This is a genomic window from Phenylobacterium sp. (assembly GCF_037189685.1).
GTDB lineage: Bacteria > Pseudomonadota > Alphaproteobacteria > Caulobacterales > Caulobacteraceae > Phenylobacterium.
This window is the reverse complement of the sequence record NZ_JBBCIT010000010.1, coordinates 102,224-125,767: the sequence shown is the minus strand read 5'-3', so window position 1 is coordinate 125,767 and position 23,544 is coordinate 102,224. Positions and strand designations below refer to the sequence as shown.

At 69.4% G+C, this 23,544-nt stretch carries 15 protein-coding genes; 5 read left to right on the top strand and 10 right to left on the bottom strand.

The genetic code is table 11. The annotated features are described in order from the left end of the window. Nucleotides 1-78 precede the first annotated feature (78 nt). Nucleotides 79-2,322 carry a CoA transferase gene (locus tag WG212_RS06765; protein WP_337186317.1) on the bottom strand — a complete coding sequence of 748 codons (2,244 nt, stop codon included), beginning with the start codon at nucleotides 2,320-2,322 and terminating at the stop codon, nucleotides 79-81. A gap of 104 nt (nucleotides 2,323-2,426) precedes the next feature. On the opposite strand from WG212_RS06765, the gene WG212_RS06760 reads away from it, so the two are divergent. Beyond that, nucleotides 2,427-3,266 carry a phytanoyl-CoA dioxygenase family protein gene (locus WG212_RS06760; protein WP_337186316.1) on the top strand — a complete coding sequence of 280 codons (840 nt, stop codon included), beginning with the start codon at nucleotides 2,427-2,429 and terminating at the stop codon, nucleotides 3,264-3,266. 57 nt (nucleotides 3,267-3,323) lie between these two features. Here WG212_RS06760 and WG212_RS06755 read toward each other — a convergent pair whose 3' ends face one another. Then, nucleotides 3,324-3,746: a hypothetical protein gene (locus WG212_RS06755; protein WP_337186315.1), complete on the bottom strand. Its 423-nt coding sequence runs from the start codon at nucleotides 3,744-3,746 to the stop codon at nucleotides 3,324-3,326. 179 nt (nucleotides 3,747-3,925) lie between these two features. On the opposite strand from WG212_RS06755, the gene WG212_RS06750 reads away from it, so the two are divergent. Then, nucleotides 3,926-4,609 (top strand): TetR/AcrR family transcriptional regulator, encoded by a 684-nt coding sequence (locus WG212_RS06750; RefSeq protein WP_337186314.1) that lies wholly within the window; start codon nucleotides 3,926-3,928, stop codon nucleotides 4,607-4,609. Nucleotides 4,610-4,613: 4 nt separating this feature from the next. On the opposite strand, the gene WG212_RS06745 is transcribed toward WG212_RS06750, so the two are convergent. Beyond that, complete coding sequence (locus WG212_RS06745; protein WP_337186313.1) at nucleotides 4,614-5,456, bottom strand: phytanoyl-CoA dioxygenase family protein; 843 nt, start codon at nucleotides 5,454-5,456, stop codon at nucleotides 4,614-4,616. Nucleotides 5,457-5,546: 90 nt separating this feature from the next. Between WG212_RS06745 and WG212_RS06740 the strand changes: the two genes are divergently transcribed. Then, nucleotides 5,547-7,754 (top strand): CoA transferase, encoded by a 2,208-nt coding sequence (locus tag WG212_RS06740; RefSeq protein ID WP_337186312.1) that lies wholly within the window; start codon nucleotides 5,547-5,549, stop codon nucleotides 7,752-7,754. A 223-nt stretch (nucleotides 7,755-7,977) separates the two neighbouring features. Here the strand turns inward: WG212_RS06740 and WG212_RS06735 are convergent, their stop codons facing one another. The 7 genes from WG212_RS06735 to WG212_RS06705 all read right to left on the bottom strand — a co-directional run bounded on the left by WG212_RS06735 (nucleotide 7,978) and on the right by WG212_RS06705 (nucleotide 19,832). Then, nucleotides 7,978-11,016 carry an efflux RND transporter permease subunit gene (locus WG212_RS06735; protein ID WP_337186311.1) on the bottom strand — a complete coding sequence of 1,013 codons (3,039 nt, stop codon included), beginning with the start codon at nucleotides 11,014-11,016 and terminating at the stop codon, nucleotides 7,978-7,980. Continuing rightward, nucleotides 11,013-14,075: an efflux RND transporter permease subunit gene (locus WG212_RS06730; RefSeq protein ID WP_337186310.1), complete on the bottom strand. Its 3,063-nt coding sequence runs from the start codon at nucleotides 14,073-14,075 to the stop codon at nucleotides 11,013-11,015. The genes WG212_RS06735 and WG212_RS06730 overlap by 4 nt, the downstream gene beginning before the upstream one ends. Continuing rightward, on the bottom strand, nucleotides 14,072-15,247 hold the full coding sequence (locus tag WG212_RS06725; protein ID WP_337186309.1) for an efflux RND transporter periplasmic adaptor subunit: 1,176 nt from the start codon (nucleotides 15,245-15,247) through the stop codon (nucleotides 14,072-14,074). The genes WG212_RS06730 and WG212_RS06725 overlap by 4 nt, the downstream gene beginning before the upstream one ends. 201 nt (nucleotides 15,248-15,448) lie before the next feature. Continuing rightward, nucleotides 15,449-16,900, bottom strand: coding sequence for an NAD-dependent succinate-semialdehyde dehydrogenase (locus WG212_RS06720; protein ID WP_337186308.1), 1,452 nt, complete (start codon nucleotides 16,898-16,900; stop codon nucleotides 15,449-15,451). A 27-nt stretch (nucleotides 16,901-16,927) separates the two neighbouring features. Next, the gene (locus WG212_RS06715; protein WP_337186307.1) at nucleotides 16,928-18,007 is read right to left on the bottom strand and encodes a zinc-binding dehydrogenase; all 1,080 of its coding nucleotides are present in this window, start codon (nucleotides 18,005-18,007) and stop codon (nucleotides 16,928-16,930) included. Between the two features lies 1 nt (nucleotide 18,008). After that, nucleotides 18,009-19,082: a tartrate dehydrogenase gene (locus tag WG212_RS06710; RefSeq protein ID WP_337186306.1), complete on the bottom strand. Its 1,074-nt coding sequence runs from the start codon at nucleotides 19,080-19,082 to the stop codon at nucleotides 18,009-18,011. 9 nt (nucleotides 19,083-19,091) lie between these two features. Continuing rightward, a complete protein-coding gene (locus WG212_RS06705; RefSeq protein ID WP_337186305.1) occupies nucleotides 19,092-19,832 on the bottom strand; it encodes a class II aldolase/adducin family protein in 741 nt (246 codons plus the stop codon). A gap of 119 nt (nucleotides 19,833-19,951) precedes the next feature. Between WG212_RS06705 and WG212_RS06700 the strand changes: the two genes are divergently transcribed. Then, on the top strand, nucleotides 19,952-20,980 hold the full coding sequence (locus WG212_RS06700; protein ID WP_337186304.1) for a TauD/TfdA family dioxygenase: 1,029 nt from the start codon (nucleotides 19,952-19,954) through the stop codon (nucleotides 20,978-20,980). A 389-nt stretch (nucleotides 20,981-21,369) separates the two neighbouring features. Further along, nucleotides 21,370-23,544, top strand: coding sequence for a TonB-dependent receptor (locus WG212_RS06695; RefSeq protein ID WP_337186303.1), 2,175 nt, complete (start codon nucleotides 21,370-21,372; stop codon nucleotides 23,542-23,544).

Below are 23,544 nucleotides of genomic sequence, written 5' to 3'. Positions count from 1 at the left end.
GGATCTCCGTCCCTTCTCCCGCATCTCCGCACGTCGCGGGAAACAATGCGAGGCGTCGGGGGACCTCCAGGAAGAGACCTACGCCTCCAGCGCTTCCCGAGCTCCCTGGGCGATGTCGAGGGCGCTCAGGACCTGCTTCGTATGCTCGCCCAGAAGGGGCGCCGGCGCCCTTAGCGCGGGCCGCACGCCATCGATGCGATAGGGCGGCGCCAGCATCATGTGACATCCGACGTGCGTGCGGGTCATGCAGCCCCAGGTGGCGTTCGCCTTTGCCTGCGGGTCGCGGGCGAGATCGTGCGGCGCGAGCACCGGAGCGGCGCAGGCGCCGGCGGCCTGCAGCGCCGTCGCGGCGGCCCGGGGGTCGCGCCCGGCCGTCCAGGCGGCGAGGGCGGTTTCGATCTCGGCGGCCCGCTCGTTGCGCCCCCGGGGCGTGGCCAGGCCTGGGTCCGACAACCAGTCGGCGCGACCGATGGCATGGGCGAGGGCCCGCCACGACGCGTCGTCCGGGCAGGCGATGGCCACCCAGGAGTCGTCGCCCGCCGCCGGCGCCACGCAGCGCGGCGCCATGTCGGGATTTCGGCTGCCCATGCGGGCCCTCGGTCCTTCGGCTTGCATGCGGATGAGGGCTTCGGCGCCGAGTTGGAACAGGCATTCCACCTGCGACAGGTCGATGTCGGCCCCGCCCAGGCTCTCGCGCCCGAACAGCGCCGCCAGGGTCATCGCGGCGGCGTAGATACCCGCGACGGGGTCGCCGTAGGCCAGATGCTGGAGGCTGGGGGGCCAGTCCTCCTCTCCGTTGAAGAAAGGCAGGCCGCTGGCGTGCTCGACCGTCGAGCCGTAGGCCCGGAACGAACGCCAGGGACCGGCGGCCCCGAACGCCGCCATCGAGATGAACACGAGGCCCGGCCGGACGGCGCGCAGCGCCTCCTTCGAAAGCCCGAGCTTGTCCATCACGCCGGGGCCGAAGTTCTCGATCACCATGTCGGCGCCCGCCACCAGCGCCTTGGCCCGCGCGCAGCCTTCGGGAGTCGCGAGATCGAGGGCGATGCCGCGCTTGTTGCGGTTCATCAGGTTGAAGGCCGACGCGATTTCGTGGGCCGGCGGGTCGGAGCCAGGAACGGGCGCCCAACCCCGCGCCCAGTCGAAATGGTCCTCGGTCTCGATCTTGATGACGTCGACGCCCAGGTCGGCCAGGTGGCGGGTGGCGAGGGGGCCGGCCCAGCCCATCGAGAAGTCGATCACACGCAGGCCCGACAGCGGTCCCGGCCCGCGCCCGGACCGGGGAGGCTGGGTGTGGCCATCGAAAGCCACCCGCATGGGCAGGCCAGGCGCCTGGACTCCCTCGGCTCCCTGGAGCGGGCTGAAACTGCCGCGTTCGCGCCAGTGGTCGGTGGCGATCAGAGCATCGGGATCGGGCACGGGCGCCAGCGGAACGCGGAGCCGCTGCCCGGTCTCCAGCCAGTGGGCCGTCGCGCCGGTGGCGAAGATCGGGCGAAGCTCCAGGTCGAGGGCGGCGGCGTTCGCGACGCGATCGGACCCGGTGGCGAAACGCGGGTCGTCAGGCAGGTCGGGGCGGCCGACGAGTTGGCAGAGCGAGCGCCACTGGGCCGGCGTGTGGGCCGTCACGCCGATCCAGCCGTCCGAGGACGGATAGGCCACGGTGGGATAGCCGGCGCCGTACCGGTTGAGTCCCTTGCGGGTAGAGGGCTCGCCCGACACGGCGATGGCCGGCGGTCCGTGTTCCGTGAAGCAGAGGCAGGCTTCGAGGACGTCCACGTCCACGCGGCCATGCGTCCGGCCCGTGCGCCGTCCCCACAGCGCCGCGAGCCCCGACAGGAACAGCGTGGCCCCGCCCAGCATCTGGGGCGCGCGCCCCTGCGCCAGCAGCGGGGGGCCCTCCACGGGACCGAAGCCGTGGGCCGTCCCGGTGAGCGCCAGGATCACGGCGTCGTCCCCCCGCCAGTCGGCATAGGGGCCGTTGCGGCCGAACCAGGTGAGGTTGAGGCGAAGGACATCGGCCTTGAGCGCCCGCAGATCGGCGTCGGCCCGGGCGACCTGGAGGTGATCCTGTCCTGCTATCGCCACCTCCGCGCGGACTTCGCGGGCTGTCAGGGCGGCGAGCGCCTCGTCGGTCGTTTCCGCGAAGGTCTTGCCCTCGTCCAGCCAGAGGTCGAACGCCGAGGGGCGGCCGCCTGCCGCGCCCACCCTCACCACGGTGGCGCCCAGAACCGAAAAGAGCCGGCCACAATAGCGGATACCGGCGTCGACGCCGAACTCCACAACGCCGATGCCCGCAAGGGGACGCCCGCCTGTCGTCGTCACAGGACCCTCCCGATCTGTGGGCAGCCGTTGCTTGACGCCGCCCTTGCGTGGGATGATAACGTGTTACCAGTTCAATGCAACGGACGGATTCCGGGGACCCTCAAATGCCGCTCGACACCGCCGCCTCCTACGACGTTCCCGAGTTCCTGGCGCCGAGGATCGATGCGCTGGGCCTGCGGGAAAACGTCCGCGAACTGGTCGATCAGGGCTACACGATCATCCAGGACCCGGTGGCGCACGCCCTGACCGACCGTGTCCGCGAGGCGATCGTGCGCCTGGCCGAGGAGACGGGGCCGCCCCGTACCGGCCAGAGCGCCGCTCTTCTGCTGGGGCGCGATCCGGTGTTCTCGGAAGCGGTCCTGGTGCCACGGCTGCTGGCGTTGGTGGAGTTCCTGGTGGGACGCGGCGCCATCCTCAGCCAGCTCACCAGTTCGATCCGCGGCGAGGGCGCCGCGCCGCTGGTGCTGCACGCCGACAACAGCTGGTTCCCGGCGCCGTTTCCGAACTGGGAGATCATGGCTACGGCCTGCTGGGTCACGGACGAGTTCACCAGGGAAGGGGGCTGCACCTCCATCATCCCGGGAACCCATGTCCTCAAGCGCCATCCCAGCGAGGAGGAGTGCCGCATCCAGGAAGGGCTGGTGCCCATCGTGGCGCCCAAGGGGTCGCTCTGCCTCTGGGACGGCTCGGTCTGGCACGGCAACTACCCGCGCGAGATTCCGGGCCAGCGCGTCGTGATGCACATGACCTATACCCGCGTCGGGTTCGCGCCGGTCGAGGACTACAGCCATCTCGACGACGCGTGGGTGGCGAACCAGCCCGAGGGGATCGCCGATCTGCTCGGCCGGAAACTGTTCCTCGGCGCGACGACGGTAGAGAGCGGCGGCGCCGATCCGGTGAAGCTGCGCTATACTCAGCGCATCGCCCGCAGCGACAAGCCGTAGGAGGGTCAGGCGGGCCTGCCGCCGGGCGGTGTCACGCGCGCCCGGCGGCAGGTCGCTTCAGGCGGTGATGACCGCCAGTCGGTTGTGGAGTTCCGTCAGCCAGCGCGGCGCCCGCGACCAGTCCCCCTGCTGGCTGGGAAGCTCGCCCCGCTCGCGCTTGGCCCGGCGCTCGGCGATGATCTCTGGCGTGTAGACCAAGCGCGCGACGGGCAGGGTGGCGGCGTAGTCGGCCGTCACGGTCGCATCGGCGTCGCCGATCTCGCCGGCGCCGACCTCGACGGTCCGGCCATCCAGGCGGAACCACCATGCGGCGAGGCCCGAGGGCGACACGTCGGTGGGCGCATCGGTGAATCGTTCGCAGAGGCTGAAGCGCTGGCCAGCTTCGCCGTGCTTCGCTGCGAGGTCCTTGAGGATGCGTCCGGCCGCGGCGATCCACTCCGGTCCGGCGAAGGCGAGTTTCGTGTCTGCGATGTCGGTCAATGCGTTTCCTTCCGCCGCGCGGAATCCTTCAGCCCCTGTACGTTCGGATGATAACTCGTTACCAACCCTGGTCAACGTAGCTTCCCGGGCCCTTGCAGGTCATGGTTGCGTTGCGCTGGGATACTGGGGGGTGGCGGGCTTTCCGTCGCGGCCTCGGAGGACAAGAAGTAAAAGGCTTCATGGGAGCATCAGGTAAATCGACCGAGGATCGGTCGGCGCGCATCCTTCGGGTGGCGCGCGAGATCATCCGGGAAAGTGGTGGCTTCGAGCTGTCGATGCGCGAGCTTGCGGCGCGGGGGCAGGTGAGCCTGCGCACGCCCTATGAACTGTTCGGCTCGAAGGTCGGCATCATCCGGGCGCTGCTCAAGGAGGAGCAGGCGATCTTCCAGACGCGTCTCTGGCCGATCGGCGACACCGACGTGTTCGACTTCTTCTTCGCGACATTGACCGTCGGGGTGGCCTTCTACGCTGAGAACCAGCCCTTCTATCGTGCGCTGTTCCGCGCCACCCACGCCTACTCCGGCGGCTCCGAGACGGAACCGGGCCGCGAGAATCCCGAGCGGTTCGAGGCCGCCATGCGCCGGGCATACCGGGCCGGGATGCTGGACGACGACATAGACACCCGGGTGCTGTCCGAGACGCTGATGGACATCTTCGCGGCCAATGTCCGCACCTGGGCCAGCAGCACCTACGACATCAGCTATGTGGAGCCGCGCATCGGCTTCGGCTGGGCGGTCATCCTGGCCGGCGTCGCGGCGGAGCCCCACGCCATGCGGCTGCGCGACCGCGCGAAGCGCTATCAGGACCAGCTCCTGGATTTCCAGGCGCCGGCGCGCGAGGTTCTGAGCGGCAGCGACGCCTGACGGTTCAGGTCCGGAATTCCGGGCCGTGAACCTGCTGGTAGGTCTCCTTCAGAAGCTCCCGATCATTCTGCTTCCAGCCGTGACGGCGGCCGAGGAAGTTGTGGCGGCCCAGCAGGGTGGGCAGCGCCGGGTCCTTGCCGGCGAACCAGGCCTCGTCGAGATGATCGTAGGTCTCGATCGGCTGCATGCCGATGCGCGTGTAGGTCATGTGCAGGACGACGCGCTCGCCGGGAAGCTGGCGCGGATAGTTGCCGTGCCAGACCGAGCCGTTCCAGAGGCAGATGGAGCCCTTGGGCGCCACGATGGGAACGGCGCCCTCCAGGCTTTCACGGCGTTCCCTGGGCGGGTGGTCCTTCAGCTTGTGGGTGCCCGGGATCACCAGCGTGGCACCCGATTCCTCGGTGAATTCGTCGGTGACGAAACAGCCGGTCGCCATGATCTCCCAATCGGGGAACGGCGCGGGGAACCAGCTGTTGTCCGCATGCAGTCCCAACGACTGAGGTCCCGGCCGGCGGCGTGAACCCGAGAGCTGCGAGAACAGGGCCCCGCGACCCAACAGATATTCCACCAGCGCCAGCAGTTTCGGGGTGGTGATCGCTTCGGCGAACACAGGGTCCTGGTCGAGCAGCGTGAAGCGGGTGGGCGCTTTCGCCTCGGGGGCGGCGGGCACGCAACGGATGATCGCTTCCCGCACCCGGTCCGCAAGGGCGATGGCCTCGGGGTCTCGGATGACCGTGTAGCCCTGGTCCACCAGGTCCACGATGTTCTGGCGCAGGTCCAGCGCGTCGATGCGGGCCGCCAGGTCGTCCGGAACGGCATAAGGGTCTCGATCGACGTCCAGTGACATGGGCCTGCTCCTCCGCGATTGTCTTGGTAACACATTACCAGTAAGTCGGGGGGTGTAAAGCGCGCAACCGTTCTGGGAGGAAGGGCCGTGATGGATCGCCTGCTCGAGGGGCTCGTCGTCGTCGAAGCGTCGCGCGGGGTCGCCGTGCGCTACTGCGGCCGGCTGTTCGCCCGCTTGGGGGCCACGGTGGTGCGGGCGTCGGGCGGCGACGATGCGGCCATCGGCTACGCCGGCGACGCGGGTCGGGCCTACGGTCGCTGGCTCGACCAGGGAAAGCTCGCCGACAGGCCGGCGTCCGCCGATCTCGTCATCGGGGGCCAGGATCCGGCCGACCTCGCGGAGGCCGCCGACCTGGCCGGCGGGCTGGGCGCCGTCCTGCTCGAACTGACCTGGTTCCACGCCGAAGGTCCGTGGGCGGGGTGGCGGGGAACCGACGAACTCATCCAGGCGCTGACCGGCGTCACCTATCCGTTCGGTCCGAAGGACGGGCCGCCGATCCTGTCGCAGGGGCACGGCCCGCAGATCACCGCCGGCGTCACCGCCTTCAATGCGGCGCTGGGCGCTCTCCTGGCCCGCCCTCGTCCGAGCCGCGTGTCGGTGAATGTCTTCGAGGCCTTCATGTGCCTCACCGAGACGGGGGCCGTTTCGGCGCTCATGGAAGGCGGCGGGTCGGTGCGCCTCGGCGTAAACCGGTTCGTCCCCACCTATCCCTGCACCAGCTACCGGACCGCCGACGGCTGGCTCGGGGTCTCGACGCTGACCCCCGCCCAGTGGAAGGGCCTCTGCGGGATGCTGGGCCGGGCGGAACTGGCCGAGGAGCCGCGCTTCGCGACGACGGTCGAGCGCCTGCTGGCCGCCGACGAGATCGACGCCCTGCTGGCGCCCTTGTTCCTCTCTCGCCCCACAGCCGAATGGGTCGCGCTCTCGGATGCGGCGCGGATTCCGGCCACGCCGATGCCCGACCTCTCCGAACTGCCGAAGGTGGACCACTGGCGTGCGCGCGGCGCCTTCGGCCCCTTCGGCGAAGGCGGGATCGTCGCGCCGAACCTGCCCTGGCGGATGACGTTCGCGGGTGAGGCGCCGGCGTTGGAATCCGGCCCTCCGCAGGCGCCCCTGCGAGGGCTGCGGGTGGTCGACTTCTCCATGGGCTGGGCAGGGCCGCTCTGTGCGCGCACCCTCGGCGACCTGGGGGCCGATGTCGTGAAGATCGAATCCGAGAGTCATCCGGACTGGTGGCGCGGATGGGAAACGGACGAGACGGGCGATCCACCCCCGCGCGAGACGAAGTTCAGTTTCATCTCCATGAACCGCAACAAGCGGGGCGTGACCCTGGACCTGTTGACGCCCGACGGTTTCTCGAAAGCCAGCGCCCTGGTGGCGGGCGCCGACGTCGTGGTCGAGAATTTCGCGGCCGGCGTCATGGACAAGCTCGGTCTCGGCGCGGCCGTCCGGCGAGAGCTGAACCCAGGACTGGTGGCGGTCTCCATGCCCGCCTTCGGCGCGGGAGGACCGTTGTCCGGCATCCGGGCCTACGGTTCGACGGTGGAACAGGCGTCGGGTCTGCCGTTCGCCAACGGCTGCGACGGCTGGGCGCCCTGCCTGCAGCACGTGGCCTTTGGAGACCCGATCGCGGGGCTTTTCGCCGCGGCGGCCGTGCTGTCGGCCCTCTACGCCCGGGAACGCACGGGCGGTGCCGAGATCGACCTTGCCCAGGTCGCGTGCCTGTTCCAGTTCGCCGCGGACGCCGTCGTGGCCCAGCAGTTCACGGAGGGGCCGTTGCCCCGGACCGGCAGCCGACGGCCGCGTGCGGCGCCGACGGCGGTCGTCGCCGCGGCCGGGGAGGATTCCTGGCTGGCCGTGGCGGTGGACGGGGCTCGCGCCTGGCGCGCCCTCTGCGGCGTCGTCGGCCGCAACGACTGGGCCGAGGACCCGGCGCTGTCGCGGGTCGAGGGACGAGCGGCGCACGCCGACGCGATCGAGGCCGCGCTGGCGTCCTGGGTCGCGCCGCAGGACGCCGAGGCCGCCGCCGAACGGCTTCAGGCGGCCGGCGTCCCGGCCGCACCCGTGCTTCGGGGGGATGTCCTGGCGTATCTGCCGCAACTTGCCGAGGCCGGCTTCTGGCCCGAGATGGAGCGGCGCTACGTGGGCCGCCATGTCATACCGGCCGCGCCCTTCGCCTACGACGGTGTCCGCCCGGCGCTGCTCCGGCCGGCGCCCATTCTCGGCGAGCATACGGAGGAGATCCTGGCGGAGCTCGGGACGGCCGTGCGAAGGCGCGGCCAGCCTGCGCCGTCATGACCATCGGCGTCGTTCCCGCGGGGGGCGGTCACAGGCGGCAGGTCGAGGTGGGGCGTCGCATCCCGCGCCGGTTTGCCGCGCATGCCCGGCTCTCCGAGCCGTGGGCCGGGCGCATCGACACGGTGTCGATGACCGAAGCGGCGTTTCCATCCCCGATCTGGCGAATGAAGCCCAGCGGCGCTCTGCCGACGGGGACGTGGCGGCGCCGCGTTATCCTCCCGGATCATCGGATCAGCCGCCGCAGGCGCCCGACGGTCAGGTAGATCAGCGGCGTGGTGTAGAGCGTCAGGAACTGGCTGACGAACAGGCCGCCGACGATGCAGACGCCGAGAGGCCGGCGCATCTCGGAGCCCTCGCCCAGACCGAGCACCAGGGGCAGAGCGCCCAGGATCGCCGCGGCGTTGGTCATGAGGATCGGGCGCAGGCGGAGCAGGGCCGCCTGCCGGATGGCGGCTTCCGGCGGGAGGCCGTCGCGCCGCTCTCCCCTCAGGGCGAAGTCCACCATGAGGATCGCGTTCTTCATGACCATCCCCACCAGCAGGAAAAGCCCGAGGAGCGCGATGAGGGAGAACTCGTGGCCCGACGCCCACAGGGCCAGCAGCGCCCCCAGTCCGGCGGACGGAACGGTCGACAGGATCGTCAGGGGGTGGGTCAGGCTCTCGTAGAGGATGCCGAGCACGAGGTAGACCGCCAGGATCACCCCGGCCACGAGCAGGGGCTGGTTGCGCAGGCTCTCGCCGGCGAGGTCCAGTTCGCCGGCCACCCTGGCCTGGACATGGCTGGGCAGCATGACCCGGGCGACCGCGTCGTCGATCGCCGTCTTCGCCTGGTCCAGGGAAACGCCGGGCGCGAGCGCGAACTCGACCCGCCGGGCCGCGAACTGGTCGCGATGCGGGATCCAGTCGTCCGCCAGGCTGTGACTGCGCGTGACGATGGCCGACAGCGGCACGCGTCGCCCATCGGCGGCGATCACCTGTACGAGGTCCAGGGTCTGCGGGTCCTGGGCGTATTGCGGCGCCAGCTCCAGGATCACCCGGTACTGGTTCAGGCTGTCGTAGATGGTTGCGACCTGACGCTGGCTGAAGCTGTTGTTGAGCACGCCGGTGAGGGTCCGGACGTCCACCCCCAGCCGAGCGGCGGCGTCGCGGTCGATCTGCAGGTCGATCTGCAGGTTGCCGCCGCCGAGGTTGTCGTCGACGGCGGTGAGCTGCGGCAGTTCCTCGAGCGCCGCGGCCACCTTGGCCAGCCATTCCTTCAGCCCCTCCAGTTCGGAGGACAGCAGGCGGAGGTCGTACTCCTGGGCGCCGCCGCCCGAGGGCGGAGAGAGGCGGATGTCCTGGTCGACGCGCAGCCAGAGCGCACCTCCAGGCACCTTCGGCGTCCCTGCCCGCAGGCGATCGACCACGGCCGAGGCGGGTTCACGCCGTTCCGACATCGGCTTGAGGCGGATGAGCATCTGGGCGTTGTTGATGCCCGTGTCGCCGCCCGCCTGTCCCACGACGTCGGCCACCGCCGGGTCGGCCAGGAGGTAGCGGCGGTAGGTTTCGATCTTCGGCTGCATGAGCTGGAACGACATGCCGTCGTCGCCTCGCGCGAAGCCGGTCAGCTGGCCGGTGTCCTGTTCCGGCAGGAAGCCCTTGGGAACGGCGAGATAGAGGGCGACGTTGGCGCCCAGGACCGCCCCGAAGACCGCCAGCGCCACGGGCCGGTGGCGCAGCACCCAGTCGAGCGATCCGCCGTAGATGCGGGTGAGACGATCGAAGACCTCGGGCGCGGCGCGCTTCGGCGCCGGTTTCAGCAGGCGGGCGCAGAGCGTGGGGGTCAGGGTGAGCGAGACCACGAGCGAGACGAGCATCGCGCCCGCGAGCGTCAGCGAGAACTCCCGGAACAGCAGCTCGATCACGCCGCCCATGAACAGGATCGCCACGAACACCACGATCAGCGCGATGTTCATGGCCAGGAGGGTGAAGCCGACCTCGCGGACCCCGCGGATCGCCGCCCGCCGCGGCGAGAGTCCGGCCTCCATGTGGCGGGAGATGTTTTCCAGCACGACGATGGCGTCGTCGACCACGAGGCCGGCGGCGACGATCAGGGCCATGAGCGACAGGTTGTTCAGCGAGAACCCCATCGCCCACATGGCGGCGAAGGCGCCGGCGAGGACCACGGGGATCACCGTCGAGGGAATGAGCGCGGCCCGCCACCGCCGGAGCGCCGCGCCGACCACCAGGATGACCAGTCCGACCGAGAGGGCGAGGGCCGTCTGCGCCTCGCGCAGGGTCGCCCGGATTCCCGGGGAGCGGTCCAGCACGACCTCGAGCTGCATCTCGGCCGGCAGCAGCGTCCGGAGGGCGGGCAGCGACGACCGGATGGCCTCGGTGGTCGCCAGGATGTTGGCGCCGGGTTGACGGCGTATCGTGAGCACGACGGCCGGCCGGTCGTTGTGGAAGCCCATGCTGTAGCGGTTCTGTTCGCCCTCGGTGACCGTGGCGACATCCGAGAGCCTCACCAGGCCTTCGGGCCGGCGGGCGACGACCAGGGCGCCGTAGTCCTTGGCCGCCGACAACTGGGCGTTGGCGCCGATCTGCCAACTGCGCGCCCCGGCCTCTGTCAGGCCCAGGGGCCGTAGGGCGTTGGCCTTGTCGATGGCGTCCCGCACCTCGTCCAGCGACACCCCGGCGTGCGAGAGGCCGTGCGGATTAAGCTGTACGCGCACCGCCGGGAGGGAAGCGCCGCCGACCGACACCTCTCCCACGCCGTGGACCTGGGAGAGCTTCTGGGCCAGCACCGTCGCGGCCTGGTCATAGATCTGGCCGGGCGAGAGGCTGGGCGACGACAGGGCCAGGGCCATGATCGGGGCCTGGGAGGGGTTGAGCTTCCGATAGGATGGTTCGGACGGCATGCCGGACGGCAGTTGGCCGCGCGCCGCGTTGATCGCCGCCTGGACGTCCCGCGCCGCGCTGTTGAGGTCCCGGCCCAGTTCGAAGATCAGTTCGATCTCGACGCTGCCCTGGCCGCTGGTGGACTCCATCTGGCGCAGGCCCGGGATCGCCCCGAGCGATCGTTGCAGCGGCACGGCCACCGCCGCGGCCATGGTCCGCGGGTTGCCTCCGGGCAGGCTGGCTTCGACGGCGATGGCCGGGAAATCCACCTCGGGCAGCGGCGCGGACGGCAGGAGCCGATAGCAGAGCGTGCCCGCCATCAGCAGGGCCAGCGCCAGGAGCGTCCCCGCGACCGGGCGGTCGATGAACAACCGCCAGATCACACCGGGCTCGGCTCGGGCATGCTCCGCCGCGTGCGCTTCGCGAGGCGATCGAAGAAGAGATAGACGACGGGGGTGGTGAACAGGGTCAGCATCTGGCTGACCAGGAGACCTCCGACCATGACGAGGCCCAGCGGCTGGCGCAGTTCGGCCCCGGGGCCGTGAGCGAACATCAGGGGCAGGGCGCCGACCAGGGCCGCCAGGGTCGTCATCAGGATCGGCCTGAGCCGCTGCAGCGCCGCCTGGCGTATGGCGGCCTGCGGCGAGAGGCCCTCGTTGCGCTCCGCCTCGAGGGCGAAGTCCACCATCATGATGCCGTTCTTCTTCACCAGGCCGATGAGAAGGATGATCCCGATCACCGCGATCAGGTCCAGCGGTCGACCGAGAAGGAGGAGCGCCGCCAGGGCCCCCACCGCGGCCGACGGAAGCGTCGAGAGGATCGTCACCGGGTGGATGAAGCTCTCGTAGAGCACGCCCAGGACGATATACATGACCACCACGGCGGCCAGGATCAGCATGAGGCTGCTGGACAGCGAGGACTTGAACGCCGCGGCCGCGCCCTGGAAGCGCATCTCCACCGTGGGCGGCGCGTCCAGTTCCGCCCAGGCGCGCTCGATCTCGCGTGTCGCTGCGCTCAGCGATACGCCGTCCGCCAGGTTGAACGAGATGGCCACGGCCGGGAACTGACCGATGCGCCCCAGGGAGAGGGGCGTGGGCCGGACCTCGACCTTGGCGACGCCGCTGAGCGGGGTCAGGCCGCCGTCGGCGGTCTTGACGTGGATCGCGTCGAGATCCCGCGGCCCCTGCTGCCGACGCGGATCGGCTTCGAGGACGACCCGATACTGGTTGGCCTGTGTGAACAGCGTCGTGATCTGCCGCTGGGCGAAGGCGTTCTGCAGGGCCAGGTTGATGTCGGCGGCGTGAACGCCGAGCCGGCTGGCGGCGACCCGGTCGATCTCGACGAAGGCCTGGAGCCCATCGGCCTGAAGATCACTGGCGACGGCGGAAAGCGCCGGGGCCCGTTCGAGGCGCTCGACAAGGCGCGTGGCCCAGGTCCGCAGCGAGGCCTCGTCCGGCGAGGAGACGCTGAGCTGGTACTGGGCGCCGCTCACGCGGTCGTCCAGATTCAGCTCCTGGATCGGCTGCATATAGAGTTCCAGGCCGCCCGAGGATGTGACGCCGGCCTGAAGCCGGTCGATCACCGCCTGGATCGGCTCGCGTTCGCCGTGGGGCTTCAGATTGACCAGCATGCGGCCGCTGTTGAGCGTGGCGTTGAAGGCGTCCACCCCGATGAACGACGACAGGCTGCGGACGGCCGGGTCCGCCAGGATCCGTTCCGCCGCCGCCTGCTGGCGGCGCGCCATGTCCTCGAACGACACCTCGCCGGGCGCTTCGGTGACCACCTGGATCACGCCGGCGTCCTGAACCGGAAAGAACCCCTTGGGTGCGGCGACGTACAGGATCGCGGTCAGCGCCAGGGTCGCCAGGGTCAGCCCCAGCATCAGGCCCTGTCGCGCGAGCGCCCAGTCGAGCCCGGTCTCGTAGCGGGCGACGACACGGCTCATGACGCCGCCTTCGCCGGCGTGCGGCTTCAGCAGGCGCGCGCACATCATCGGCGTCAGGGTCAGCGAGACGGCCAGCGAGATCCCGATCGCCACCGCCAGGGTGACGGCGAACTCGCGGAACAGCCGGCCCACCACGTCGCCCATGAAGAGCAGGGGGATCAGCACCGCCACCAGCGAGACCGTCAGCGAGACGAGAGTGAAACCGATCTGGCCCGCGCCCTTGAGCGCCGCCTGCAGCGGCGGTTCGCCCGTCTCCAGATGTCGGGCGATGTTCTCGAGCATGACGATGGCGTCATCGACGACGAAGCCCGCCGCGATGATGAGCGCCATGAGCGTCAGGTTGTTCAGGCTGAAGTCCAGAAGCTGCATGGCCCCGAAGGCGCCGATCAGGGACAGCGGCACGGCGATCCCGGCGATCACCGTGGCGGCGAGATTGCGCAGGAAGGCGAAGGTGACGAGCACGACGAGCGTGACGGCGAACAGGAGCTCGACCTGCACCGAGCGGATCGACGCCCGGATGGTTTCCGTACGGTCGGCCAGCACGTCCACGCGCACCGAAGCCGGCAGGGTCTCGGTGAGCTGGGGCAGCAGCCCCTTCACCCGGTCCGCCACCTGGATGACGTTGGCCCCCGGCTGACGCTGGATGTTGACGAGAATCGCGGGTCGTCCGTCGGCCCATGCGGCGAGTCTTTCGTCCTCGGCGCCGTTCTCGACCCGGGCCACGTCGCCGAGCCTGAGCGGCGCCCCACCCGGCCAGGCGATGACCAGCGATCGGTACTCCTCCACCGAGGAGAGCTGGTCGTTCGCATCCATCATGATCGAGCGGGCGGCGCTGTCGAAACTGCCCTTCGGCTGGTTGACGCTGGCGCCCGCGATGGCCGCGCGGATGTCCTCCATCTCGAGCCCCCGGGCCGCCAGGACGCCGGGATCGACCTGAATGCGGACGGCCGGACGCTGGCCGCCCGCGAGGCTGACCATGCCGACGCCCGAGGTCTGGGAGAGTTTCTGGGCGACGCGGGTGTCCACAAGGTCGTGGACCTCGGGCAGCGACAGCGAATCCGAGCTGACCGCCAGGGTCAGGATCGGCGCGTCGGCGGGGTTGATCTTCCGGTAGACCGGCGGCGCCGGCAGATCACCCGGCAGGACCGCGCCCGCAGCCACGATGGCGGCCTGCACCTCCTGTTCGGCCACGCTCATGGGCAGGTCGAGGCTGAACTGCAGGGTGATCACCGAAGCGCCCATGGCGCTGGACGACGACATCTGCCGCAGGCCCGGAATCTGGCCCAGCCGACGCTCCAGCGGGGCGGTCACCGCCCGGGAGGACACCTCCGGGCTCGCGCCGGGGTAGGCGGTGAACACCTGGATCACCGGATACTCGACCTGGGGAAGGGCGGCGACGGGCAGCAGCCGATAGGCGATCAGGCCCATCACCAGCAGCGCGGCCATCAGGAGGGTCGTCGCGACCGGCCGCTCGATGAACAGGCGCGAGACGTTCATCCCGCGGCTGCGGTCGATCCGCCGATGATCTCGACCGGCCCGCCATCCTTCACGCGGTCGAACCCTTCCAGCACGACCCGCTCGCCGGCGGTCAGCCCGTGCAGGACCGAGACGCGTTCTCCGTCCCCCGGCCCCAGCCGAAGCTCGCGCCTGCGGGCAAGATTGTCGGCCCCCACCACATAGACGTATGGCCCCGTGGCGCCCCGCTGGACGGCCGAATCCGGGATCAGCAGCGCGTCCGCCAGGGTGCGCACCTTGAGCCGGACGTTCACGAACTGGTTGGGGAACAAGGCCTCGTCGGCGTTCGCGAAATGCGCGCGCAGCTTCACGGTGCCCGACGCCCGGTCGATCTGGTTGTCCAGCATGGTGACCACGCCGGTCGCCAGGCGCTTCTGCTCTCCGCGATCCCAAGCTTCCGCTGACAGCGCGCCCGCGGACAGGGCTTCCCGCACATCCTGGAGCTGGACCTCGGGCACCGTGAAGACGACCGACACCGGGGCCGTCTGCACGATCGTCGCCAGAACCGAGCCGTCGCCGGATCGCACGATATTGCCGCGATCGAGCCCGCGCATGCCGATCCGACCGGCGATCGGCGCGCGTATGTCGGTGAAGTCAAGGCTGAGCCGCGCGTCCGCGATGCGTCCCTCATGACCCCGCAGCGCGCCGCGGTGCTGGTCGACGATCGCCTGCTGCTGGTCGGAACGGACCTTCGGGGAAATGCCCTTCTCCGCGAGCGTCCGGTAGATTTCGAGTTCGTTCTCGGCCTGCCTCAGCTGCGCCTGGCTCTGGGCGCGTTCTCCCTCGGCGGCGATCAGGGCGGCGCGGTAGGCGCGGGGATCGACGCGCGCGAGGAGTTGGCCGCGGGCCACCGTCTGGCCTTCCTCGAAGTGGATGCTGTGGAGTTCGCCGTCCACGCGGCTGCGGACCGAAACGGTGTTCAGCGGGGTCACGGCGCCCAGCGCCTTCAGCTCGACGTCGAAGGGCAGCTTCAGCACCTGGGTGACCCGCACCGGCGCCGACGCCGAGGCCGCCGGCGCGGCGGCGGGTTGCGTTCCGGGTCGCAGGACATAGGCGCAGGCGGCGAGGGCGACGACCGCCATGCCGGCGAGCACCTGGTTGCGCCGGCGGGAGAACCCCCCGGCCGCCGAGGCATCGAACTTGAGTCTTTTCAACGCGGAACGCCCTTACCTGCGAACCATTCGCAATATTCTGGCTTGATGCACAGCACAAGGCGGGTCGCGCCGATCACGTCGGCGGCCGGAGCGGAATTCGACCGTTCTGGTCGACTTCGACGACCGCCGACCCGAACGGGGGATCCCGTAGCGATCCACAAACGAGTCGAAGCCGTTGAGGGGAGCTCTGGGGAGCCGTGCCTACAGTCCCAGGCAGACGTACTTCTCGACCATGTAGTCGGCGAGCCCGGAGCGCGCGCCTTCCCGGCCCATGCCGGATTCCTTCACGCCGCCGAAGGGGGCGACTTCCGTGGTCACCAGACCTTCGTTGACGGCGACGATGCCGTATTCGAGCTGCTCGGCGACCCGGAAGGCGCGGCCGAGGTCGCGGGTGTAGAAGTAGCAGGCGAGCCCGAACTCGGTGTCGTTGGCCATCCGCACCGCCTCGTCGTCGTCGCGGAAGCGGAACACGGGCGCGAGCGGGCCGAAAGTCTCTTCGCGGCTGACCTGGGCGTCAGGCGGCACGTCGACGATGACGGTCGGCTGGAAGAACGTCCGGCCCAGCGGGTGGCGTGCGCCGCCCGAGATGACGCGCGCGCCGCGGGCCACGGCGTCGGCGACGTGTTCCTCCACCTTCCGTACGGCGGCCTCGTCGATCAGCGGCCCCTGCTGCACGCCCGGTTCGGTTCCCGGCCCCACCTTCAGCGCGGAGACGGCGTCCGCCAGGCGTTCGGTGAAGGCGTCATATACCGCGTCATGCACCAGCAGCCGGTTGGCGCAGACGCAGGTCTGGCCGCTGTTGCGGAACTTGGAGTCGATGGCGCCGCCGACGGCCCTGTCCAGATCGGCGTCGGCGAAGACGATGAAGGGCGCGTTGCCGCCCAGCTCCATCGAGATCTTCTTCATGGTCGAGGACGACTGGGCCATCAGCGCCTTGCCGACGGACGTGGAGCCCGTGAACGTGACCTTCCGGACGGCGGGATGGCTGGTGAGCTCGGCGCCGATTTCCGAGGCCGATCCGGTGACGCAGTTGAAGATGCCGTCGGGGACTCCGGCCCGCTGGCAGAGTTCGCCCCAGACCAGCGCCGACAGCGGCGTCTGGGAGGCGGGTTTCACCACCAGCGTGCACCCCGCGGCCAGCGCCGCCCCCAGCTTGCGGGCGATCATCGAGGAGGGGAAGTTCCAAGGGGTGATGGCCGCGACGACGCCGACCGGTTCGCGTGTGGTCAGCACCCTGCGATCGGCCCAGGGCGAGGGAATGACATCGCCATAGGCGCGCCGGCCTTCCTCCGCGAACCACTGGACATAGGCGGCGGCGCCGCGGATCTCCCCCCGGGCTTCGGCGAGGGACTTGCCCTGCTCGGAAGACAGGATCAGCGCCAGGTCTTCGACGTGTTCGACCAGGAGAGCGCTCAGGCGGCGCAGAATCGCCGCGCGTTCCCCCGCGGGCAGGGCCCTCCAGCCGGGGAAGGCCGCGGCGGCCGCCTCGATGGCCTGGCGTGTCTCGGCGGCGCCGAAGCGCGGGACGCGCCCGATCTCCTCGCCGGTGGCCGGATTCACGACCGCGATCGAGGCCGCGCCGGCAGGCGCCCAGCGACCGCCGATGCGGTTCTCGAACCGCAGGAGGCCGGAGTCGTTCAGCGTGAAGGTCATGGGGGATCTTCCGGGACGAGGGCGGGGCTACGCCCGGCCGCTCTCGATGATGATCTTGATGTCGGAGTCGGGCTTGGACAGGGCGTCGAACGCACCCGCCACGCCCGAGCGCCCGACCACGCCGCTGATCGCCGGCGTCACGTCGATGCGACCCTCGGCGATGTCGGCGAGGATGGCTGCGAACTCCGCCGGCGTGTACGCCGCGACGAAGCGCATCTGGAGCTGCTTGTTGATCGCCATGGAGGGCTCGAAGCGATCTTCCTCCATGCAGACGCCGGCGACGACGATCTGTGCGCCGGGCGCCACGCCCTGGATGATGCCCTGCAGTACGCCAGGGACGCCCACGCACTCGAACACGACCGGCTTGCGCACCCGCTGGCCGAGCTCGCGGGCGGCCTCCCTTTCCAGCAGGGACAGGTGGACGCCCAGCGGGCCCCACTGGCTGTGCGGCGACTGCTGGCCCGGATCGATCGTGACATCGGCGCCCAGCCGCTCGGCGATGGCGCGCCGTCCTGGGGAGTAGTCGACGGCGACGATCGGGCCGAAGCCGCGGGCCTTGAGGGAAGCGACCACCGCTAGGCCCACGGGACCGCAGCCGATCACCATGGCCACCGAATCCGCGTCCAGCGTCGCCTCCGCCACGGCGTGGGCGCCGACCGCGAAGGGCTCCACCATCGCCGCCTGGTGGTCGCTGACGTGGTCGGGCACCGGCATCAGCATGCCGGCGTCGACACAGATCAGCTCGCCGTAGCCTCCGGGGAACCGGTTGGAGAAGCCCACGGTCTCACGGCCGTTCGGGCCCGTGGCGTAGGGGAGGGCGACTACGCGGGCGCCAGGCTCGAACCGGCGTTCAGCGCCGGGGCCGTAGTCCAGCACCTGGCCGCAGAACTCGTGACCGAAGATCATGTCCCGCGCCGGATCCGTGACGACGGGGCGACCCGCCTTGGCATGGGTCCGCGCGCGACGCTCCATGTGGACGTGCGCGTGCAGGTCCGAGCCGCAGATGCCGCACGCCAGCGTGCGCAGAAGCACCTGCCCCTGACCCGGCGCAGGATCGGGAACCTCGGCGCAGATCAGCGCTCCCGCGCGTCGAACGACAGCGTGCATCTCAGGTCCCCTCGAAAATGCGGCGCACGATGGCGCCGCCCAGTTCACGGGTCGTGGCGCTGCCACCGAGGTCGGGGGTCAGGGGCGCGTCGGGGGCCGTCAGGGTGGCCTCGATCGCCTCGAGGATGGCCTGGCCGGCTTCGGGCTGGCCCAGGTGGTCCAGCATCATGGCCGCGGACCAGATCTGGCCGATCGGATTGGCGATCCCCCGGCCCGCGATGTCGGGCGCCGAGCCATGAACCGGCTCGAACATGGAAGGATAAGTCCGCTCGGGATTGATGTTGGCCGAAGGCGCCACCGCGATGGTGCCGGTGACGCCCGGGCCCAGGTCGGACAGGATGTCCCCGAACAGGTTCGAGCCGACAACCACCTGGAACCGCTGCGGCCGCATCACGAAGCGCGCGGCCAGGATGTCGACGTGGTGCAGTTCGGTGGCGATGTCGGGATAGCCGGCGGCGACCGCCGCGAACCGCTCATCCCAGAACGGCATGGCGTGATAGATGCCGTTCGACTTGGTCGCGGAGTCGACGCGGGTGCGCCCCAGCCTGCGCGCTAGTTCGAAGGCGTAGGTGATGATCCGGTCGCAGCCGTGGCGCGTGAAGACGGCGGTCTGGAGCGCCAGTTCCTGGGGCGTGCCTTCGAACTGTCGTCCGCCGAGTTGGGAATACTCCCCCTCGCTGTTCTCGCGCACGATCCAGAAGTCGATGTCGCCGGGCTCCACGTCGCGCAGCGGCGAGCGCACGCCCCGCAGCAACCGGACGGGCCGCAGGTTCACGTACTGGTCGAAATGCCGGCGGATCGGGATGAGCAGGCCCCAGAGCGAGATGTGGTCCGGCACGCCCGGAAAGCCCACGGCCCCCAGGAAGATGGCGTCATGATCCCGGAGGCGTTCGATCCCGTCGGGGGGCATCATCGCGCCCGTCGCCTTGTAGAGTTCGCAGCTCCAGTCGAATTCGCGGAACGCCGCCTCGAAGCCGAACCGGGCCGCGGCGGCCCTCACCGCGGCGACCCCCTCGACCATGACTTCCCGGCCGATCCCGTCGCCGGGGATCACGGCGATGTCGTAACGCTGCATGACGGCCCCCTAGCGCCAGTAGTCCGAGCCCATGCGGTCCAGCTTCCTGAGCAGGGCGGGCCATAGGTATCGGTCCGCCACGGGTTGAGGATCGTTCGATCCCTGCTCGTGGGTGATCTGCTGCACGGCCTGGTTGGGAACGATCACCGGCCGGGCGCCGGACAGCGCGGCGATCTGCATCTCGCAGGCGCGCTCCAGCCGATACATGCGCTGGAAGGCCGTGGCGATGCTTGCGCCGCAGGTCAGCGTCCCGTGGCTGCGCAGGAGCATGAAGTTCTTGTCGCCCAGATCCGCCACGAGGCGGGGCCGTTCGTCATGGTCCAGGGCGACGCCCTCGTAGTCGTGATAGGCGAGCTGGCCGCGGATCAGCATGGCTTCCTGATGCAGGGGCATCAGCCCTTCCTCCTGGCACGCCACGCCGGTGCCGGCGACCGTGTGCAGGTGCATGACGCACTGGGCGTCTTCGCGCGCCGCATGGACCGCCGAATGGATCGTGAACCCGGCGGTGTTGATCGGATGCGGGGACGGTTCGACGATGTTGCCGTCGAGATCGACCTTGACCAGCGACGAGGCCGTGACCTCTTCGAACAGCAGCCCGAAGGGATTGAGCAGGAAGTGGTGTTCCGGGCCTGGCACACGAACCGAGAGGTGGGTGTAGAGCAGGTCGTCCCATCCCATCATCGCCACCAGCCGATAGCAGGCGGCGAGATCGCGGCGGAGGGCGGCTTCGGCGGATGAGGCTTCGGACATGATCGACGCTCCCTGAACGTCCCACGGTCTGGACGATCGGACAGCGGTTGTAAATAGTGTAATAAATGCTATCTATGGGCCGCCGGCTGGAGTGATCGGCCGGGCGAGGGGAAACGAAGATGGGCGTAGAACTGAAGACCGTGAACCTGCCGCGCGACGTCACCTCCCGGCCCTACGACGAACACGGCTTGCCGCTGATCGTCGAGCCGGCGACCGGGAGCCTGGCCAACGACCCCGAGGCGGTCCAGTCGTGGTTCGAGGAACACCACCGGACGCTGGAGGATCTTCTGCCCGCCTATGGCGGCGTCGTCCTGCGGGGCTTCGCGATCCCCGATACGGCCGCGTTCAACGCCATGATCGAGCGTTATGATACGGACCCGATGGGCTATGCCGGCGGTCTCACGCCCCGCAGCAACATCTCGGGCAAGGTCTTCGAGGCCAGCCGCGTGCCGCCCGAGCAGAAGATCATCCTGCATCAGGAAATGGGCTACCTGCCCAACTATCCGAAGGCGGTGGCGTTCTACTGCCTGATCCCCTCGGAGACGGGCGGCTGTACGACCATCGGCGACGCGCGCCGTTACCAGAAGCAGATTCCGGCGCGCCTGATGGACTCGGTGCGCGAGCGCGGCGTCCTCTACCGTCGAAACTATCGGAAGCCGGGCCCGGAAGCCGATCCGCTGAAGGCGCTGTTCCGTCGCGAGTGGACCGACGTGCTCCAGGTCGAGACCGTCGAGCAGGCCGAAGCTGCGTGTGAGGCGGTCGGCTGCGCGGCGGTATGGGAAGACGACGGCTCTCTCTCCATGCACTACCGCTCTTCAGGCTTCGTGAACCACTCGGCGACGGGAGAAGAGATCTGGTTCGCCCAGGTGCAGGGCATGCATTTCAACCGCGCGCGGCTGGACAGGAACTACGACAAGCTCAACGCGGCTTTCCCGGCCGGCCGGCCGCGGCCGATCGAAATCCTCTACGGCGACGGCGGGGACATCCCCGACGATCTGGTGACGCCGCTCTACGACGTCCTCGACGCCCTGGCCGTCAACCTGCCGTATGAACACGGCGACTTCATGCTGCTCGACAACATCTACACGATGCACGGCCGCCAGCCCTACACCGGCAAGCGGGACGTGCAGGTCGGCCTGGTCTTCTAGGCCGTCCCACGTCAGGCCGGGCCTGCCCCCTCCGCGGAGGAACGGGCCGGCGAGTCCGGGGGCGTCCGCCTGTCCCGTTCGCGGGTCGATCCGCTTCGCGAAACCTGCCCGGCCAAGGGCGTAGGTCGCGGCGCTTGATCGGCCCCGGATACACAGGGTTCGGACTGTCAGGCGACACCTGGAGGCCAGTCTCGTTCCACGGCCGTGCGCGCCGAAAATGAATTCAACAATTATACCATTTTGAAGCGAAACTACGAAGGGAAGGGCGATTCCAGGCGTTGAAACGTCGCGTAGCAGCTTGTAATGGTCTAAATAGTATACTACTTAGTTTGGTGACGCAGAGGAAAGCCGGCGGCCATAGCCGGGTCTTGCGTCTTGGGGGAACGTCCATGAGATACAATCGCGCGATGCTCTTCGCGGCCGCCTGCGCCGCCTGCCTTTCGCCTGCTCCGGCTTTCGCCGACGACTCGACGGTGGCGGAGGTCACGGTCACCGCCCAGAAACGCGCCGAGAACATCCAGGACGTGCCGATCTCGATCGTCGCGATCTCGGGTGAAGCGCTGGAGCGGTCAGGCCTCCGGGATTTCCAGAATCTGACCCAGTTCGCGCCGGGCCTCGTCACCGACGCCAACAGCGATCCGCGCGCCGCGCGTATCGGCCTGCGCGGCGTCACGACGGCCCAGGACAACGGCAAGCAGTCGTCGGTCGGTGTGTTCATCGACGGGGTTTTCATGTCGCGCGTGGGCATGGCCTTCAACGAGCTGGCCGACATCGACCACATCGAGGTGCTGCGCGGGCCGCAGGGCACGCTGTTCGGGATGAACACCTCGGCCGGCCTCATCCACATCATCACCGCCAAGCCGAGTCTCAACGAGACCCGGGGCTTCATCGAGGGCGTCGTCGGCAACTATGATCGCCGCGAGGCGCGCGTCTCGGTCAGCGGCCCCCTGATCCCCGGCGTCCTGGGGGCCAGCTTCTCGGCCTATGGCACGGAGCGCGGGGGCACGGTCTACAATGTGACGCGACGCGAGGACGTGAACGACCAGCGGCGCTGGGGCGTGCGCGGCAAGCTGGGTTATGAGCGCGACAATCTCGAAGTCCAGGTCATCGCCGACTACACCCGCGAAAACTCCAACTGCTGCGGCAACGTCCTGCTCTTCCTCAAGCCGGGCGCCGTCACGGTGGGCCAGCCCGCCGCGCCGCTGGCCGTCGCCGCCGGGAACTATCCTTACAGCCGGCTCAAGCTGACGGGGCTGGAGGATTTCATCAAGCCGCAGGGCGCCGGCCTTTCGGCCGAGGTCAATTACGACCTGGGCTTCGCCACCCTGACCTCGCTCAGCGCCTGGCGGGAATGGAACATCCGCGCCCAGAACGACGCCGGCGCCTTCGCCTTGCCGGTCATCGAGACCTATGGCGCCCAGCAGCACGATCAGTACAGCCAGGAGTTCCGGCTGGCGTCGAACGGTGAAGACAAGCTCCAGTGGGTGGGCGGCCTCTTCTACTTCCACCGCAACTCGGCGGCGCAGGGCGTGACGCGCTTCGTGCCCCTGACGCTGCGTGCGCCGACCCAGGACGGCACGACCCGCAGCCGGTTCAAGATTCGCGACGTCTCGTACGCGGCCTTCGGTCAGGTGAGCTACCAGTTCACCGACGCCTTCAAGTTGGCGGTCGGCGCCCGGTACTCGCAGGAGAACCAGGACGCGCACGACATCCAGGTCGCGCAGAACTTCGTTTCGCCGACCTACGACCGGAAGGCGTCCCGGAACGAGGGGCAGTTCACCTACACGATCACGGGAACCTACGACGTCTCGTCGGACGTCATGGTGTATGCCTCGGTGGCGCGGGGCTTCAAGCCGGGGGGCTTCGACCTGGGCCGGCCGCTGGTCTTCACCGAGTTCGAGTTCGAGGAGGAGACCAACCTCAACACCGAGATCGGCATCCGTTCCACACTGATGGATCGCCGCCTGCTGCTGAACGCCACGATTTTCAACACGGTCTACAAGAACTTCCAGACGGTCCAGTACGACGGCATCCGGTTCCTGTCGGGCAATGCGCCGAAGTTCACGACGCGGGGGCTGGAGCTGGAGGTCATCGCCCGGCCGGTGACCGGCCTGTCGATCTCGGGCCAGGCCGCCTTCATCGAGGCCAAGTACAACGACTTCAAGCTGGGCGCCTGCCCGCAGGGTGTGGCCGGCGCCTGCGATCTGACCGGCCGCACGCTGCCCCAGGCGCCGAGGACCACGTTCAACCTCTCGGCCGCCTACGACCATCCTCTGGGGGATTCGGACTGGACCGGCTTCTTCCAGGCCGACTACGCCTATCGCAGCAAGGCATTCTTCAACCAGGCGCTGGATCCCAACCTGGTCCAGAAGGGCTATGGCATCGCCAACCTGCGGGTCGGCGTCCGCAACGCGGACGGCCTGAAGATCGAGGGCTTCGCCACCAATCTCTTCAAGAAGGACTACATGGCCTTCGCCTTCAACGGGCCGCTGCTGACGGGCGGGTATGAGGGCTTCCTGGGCGACCCCAGGATGTACGGTCTCCGCGTCCGGAAGGAGTTCTAG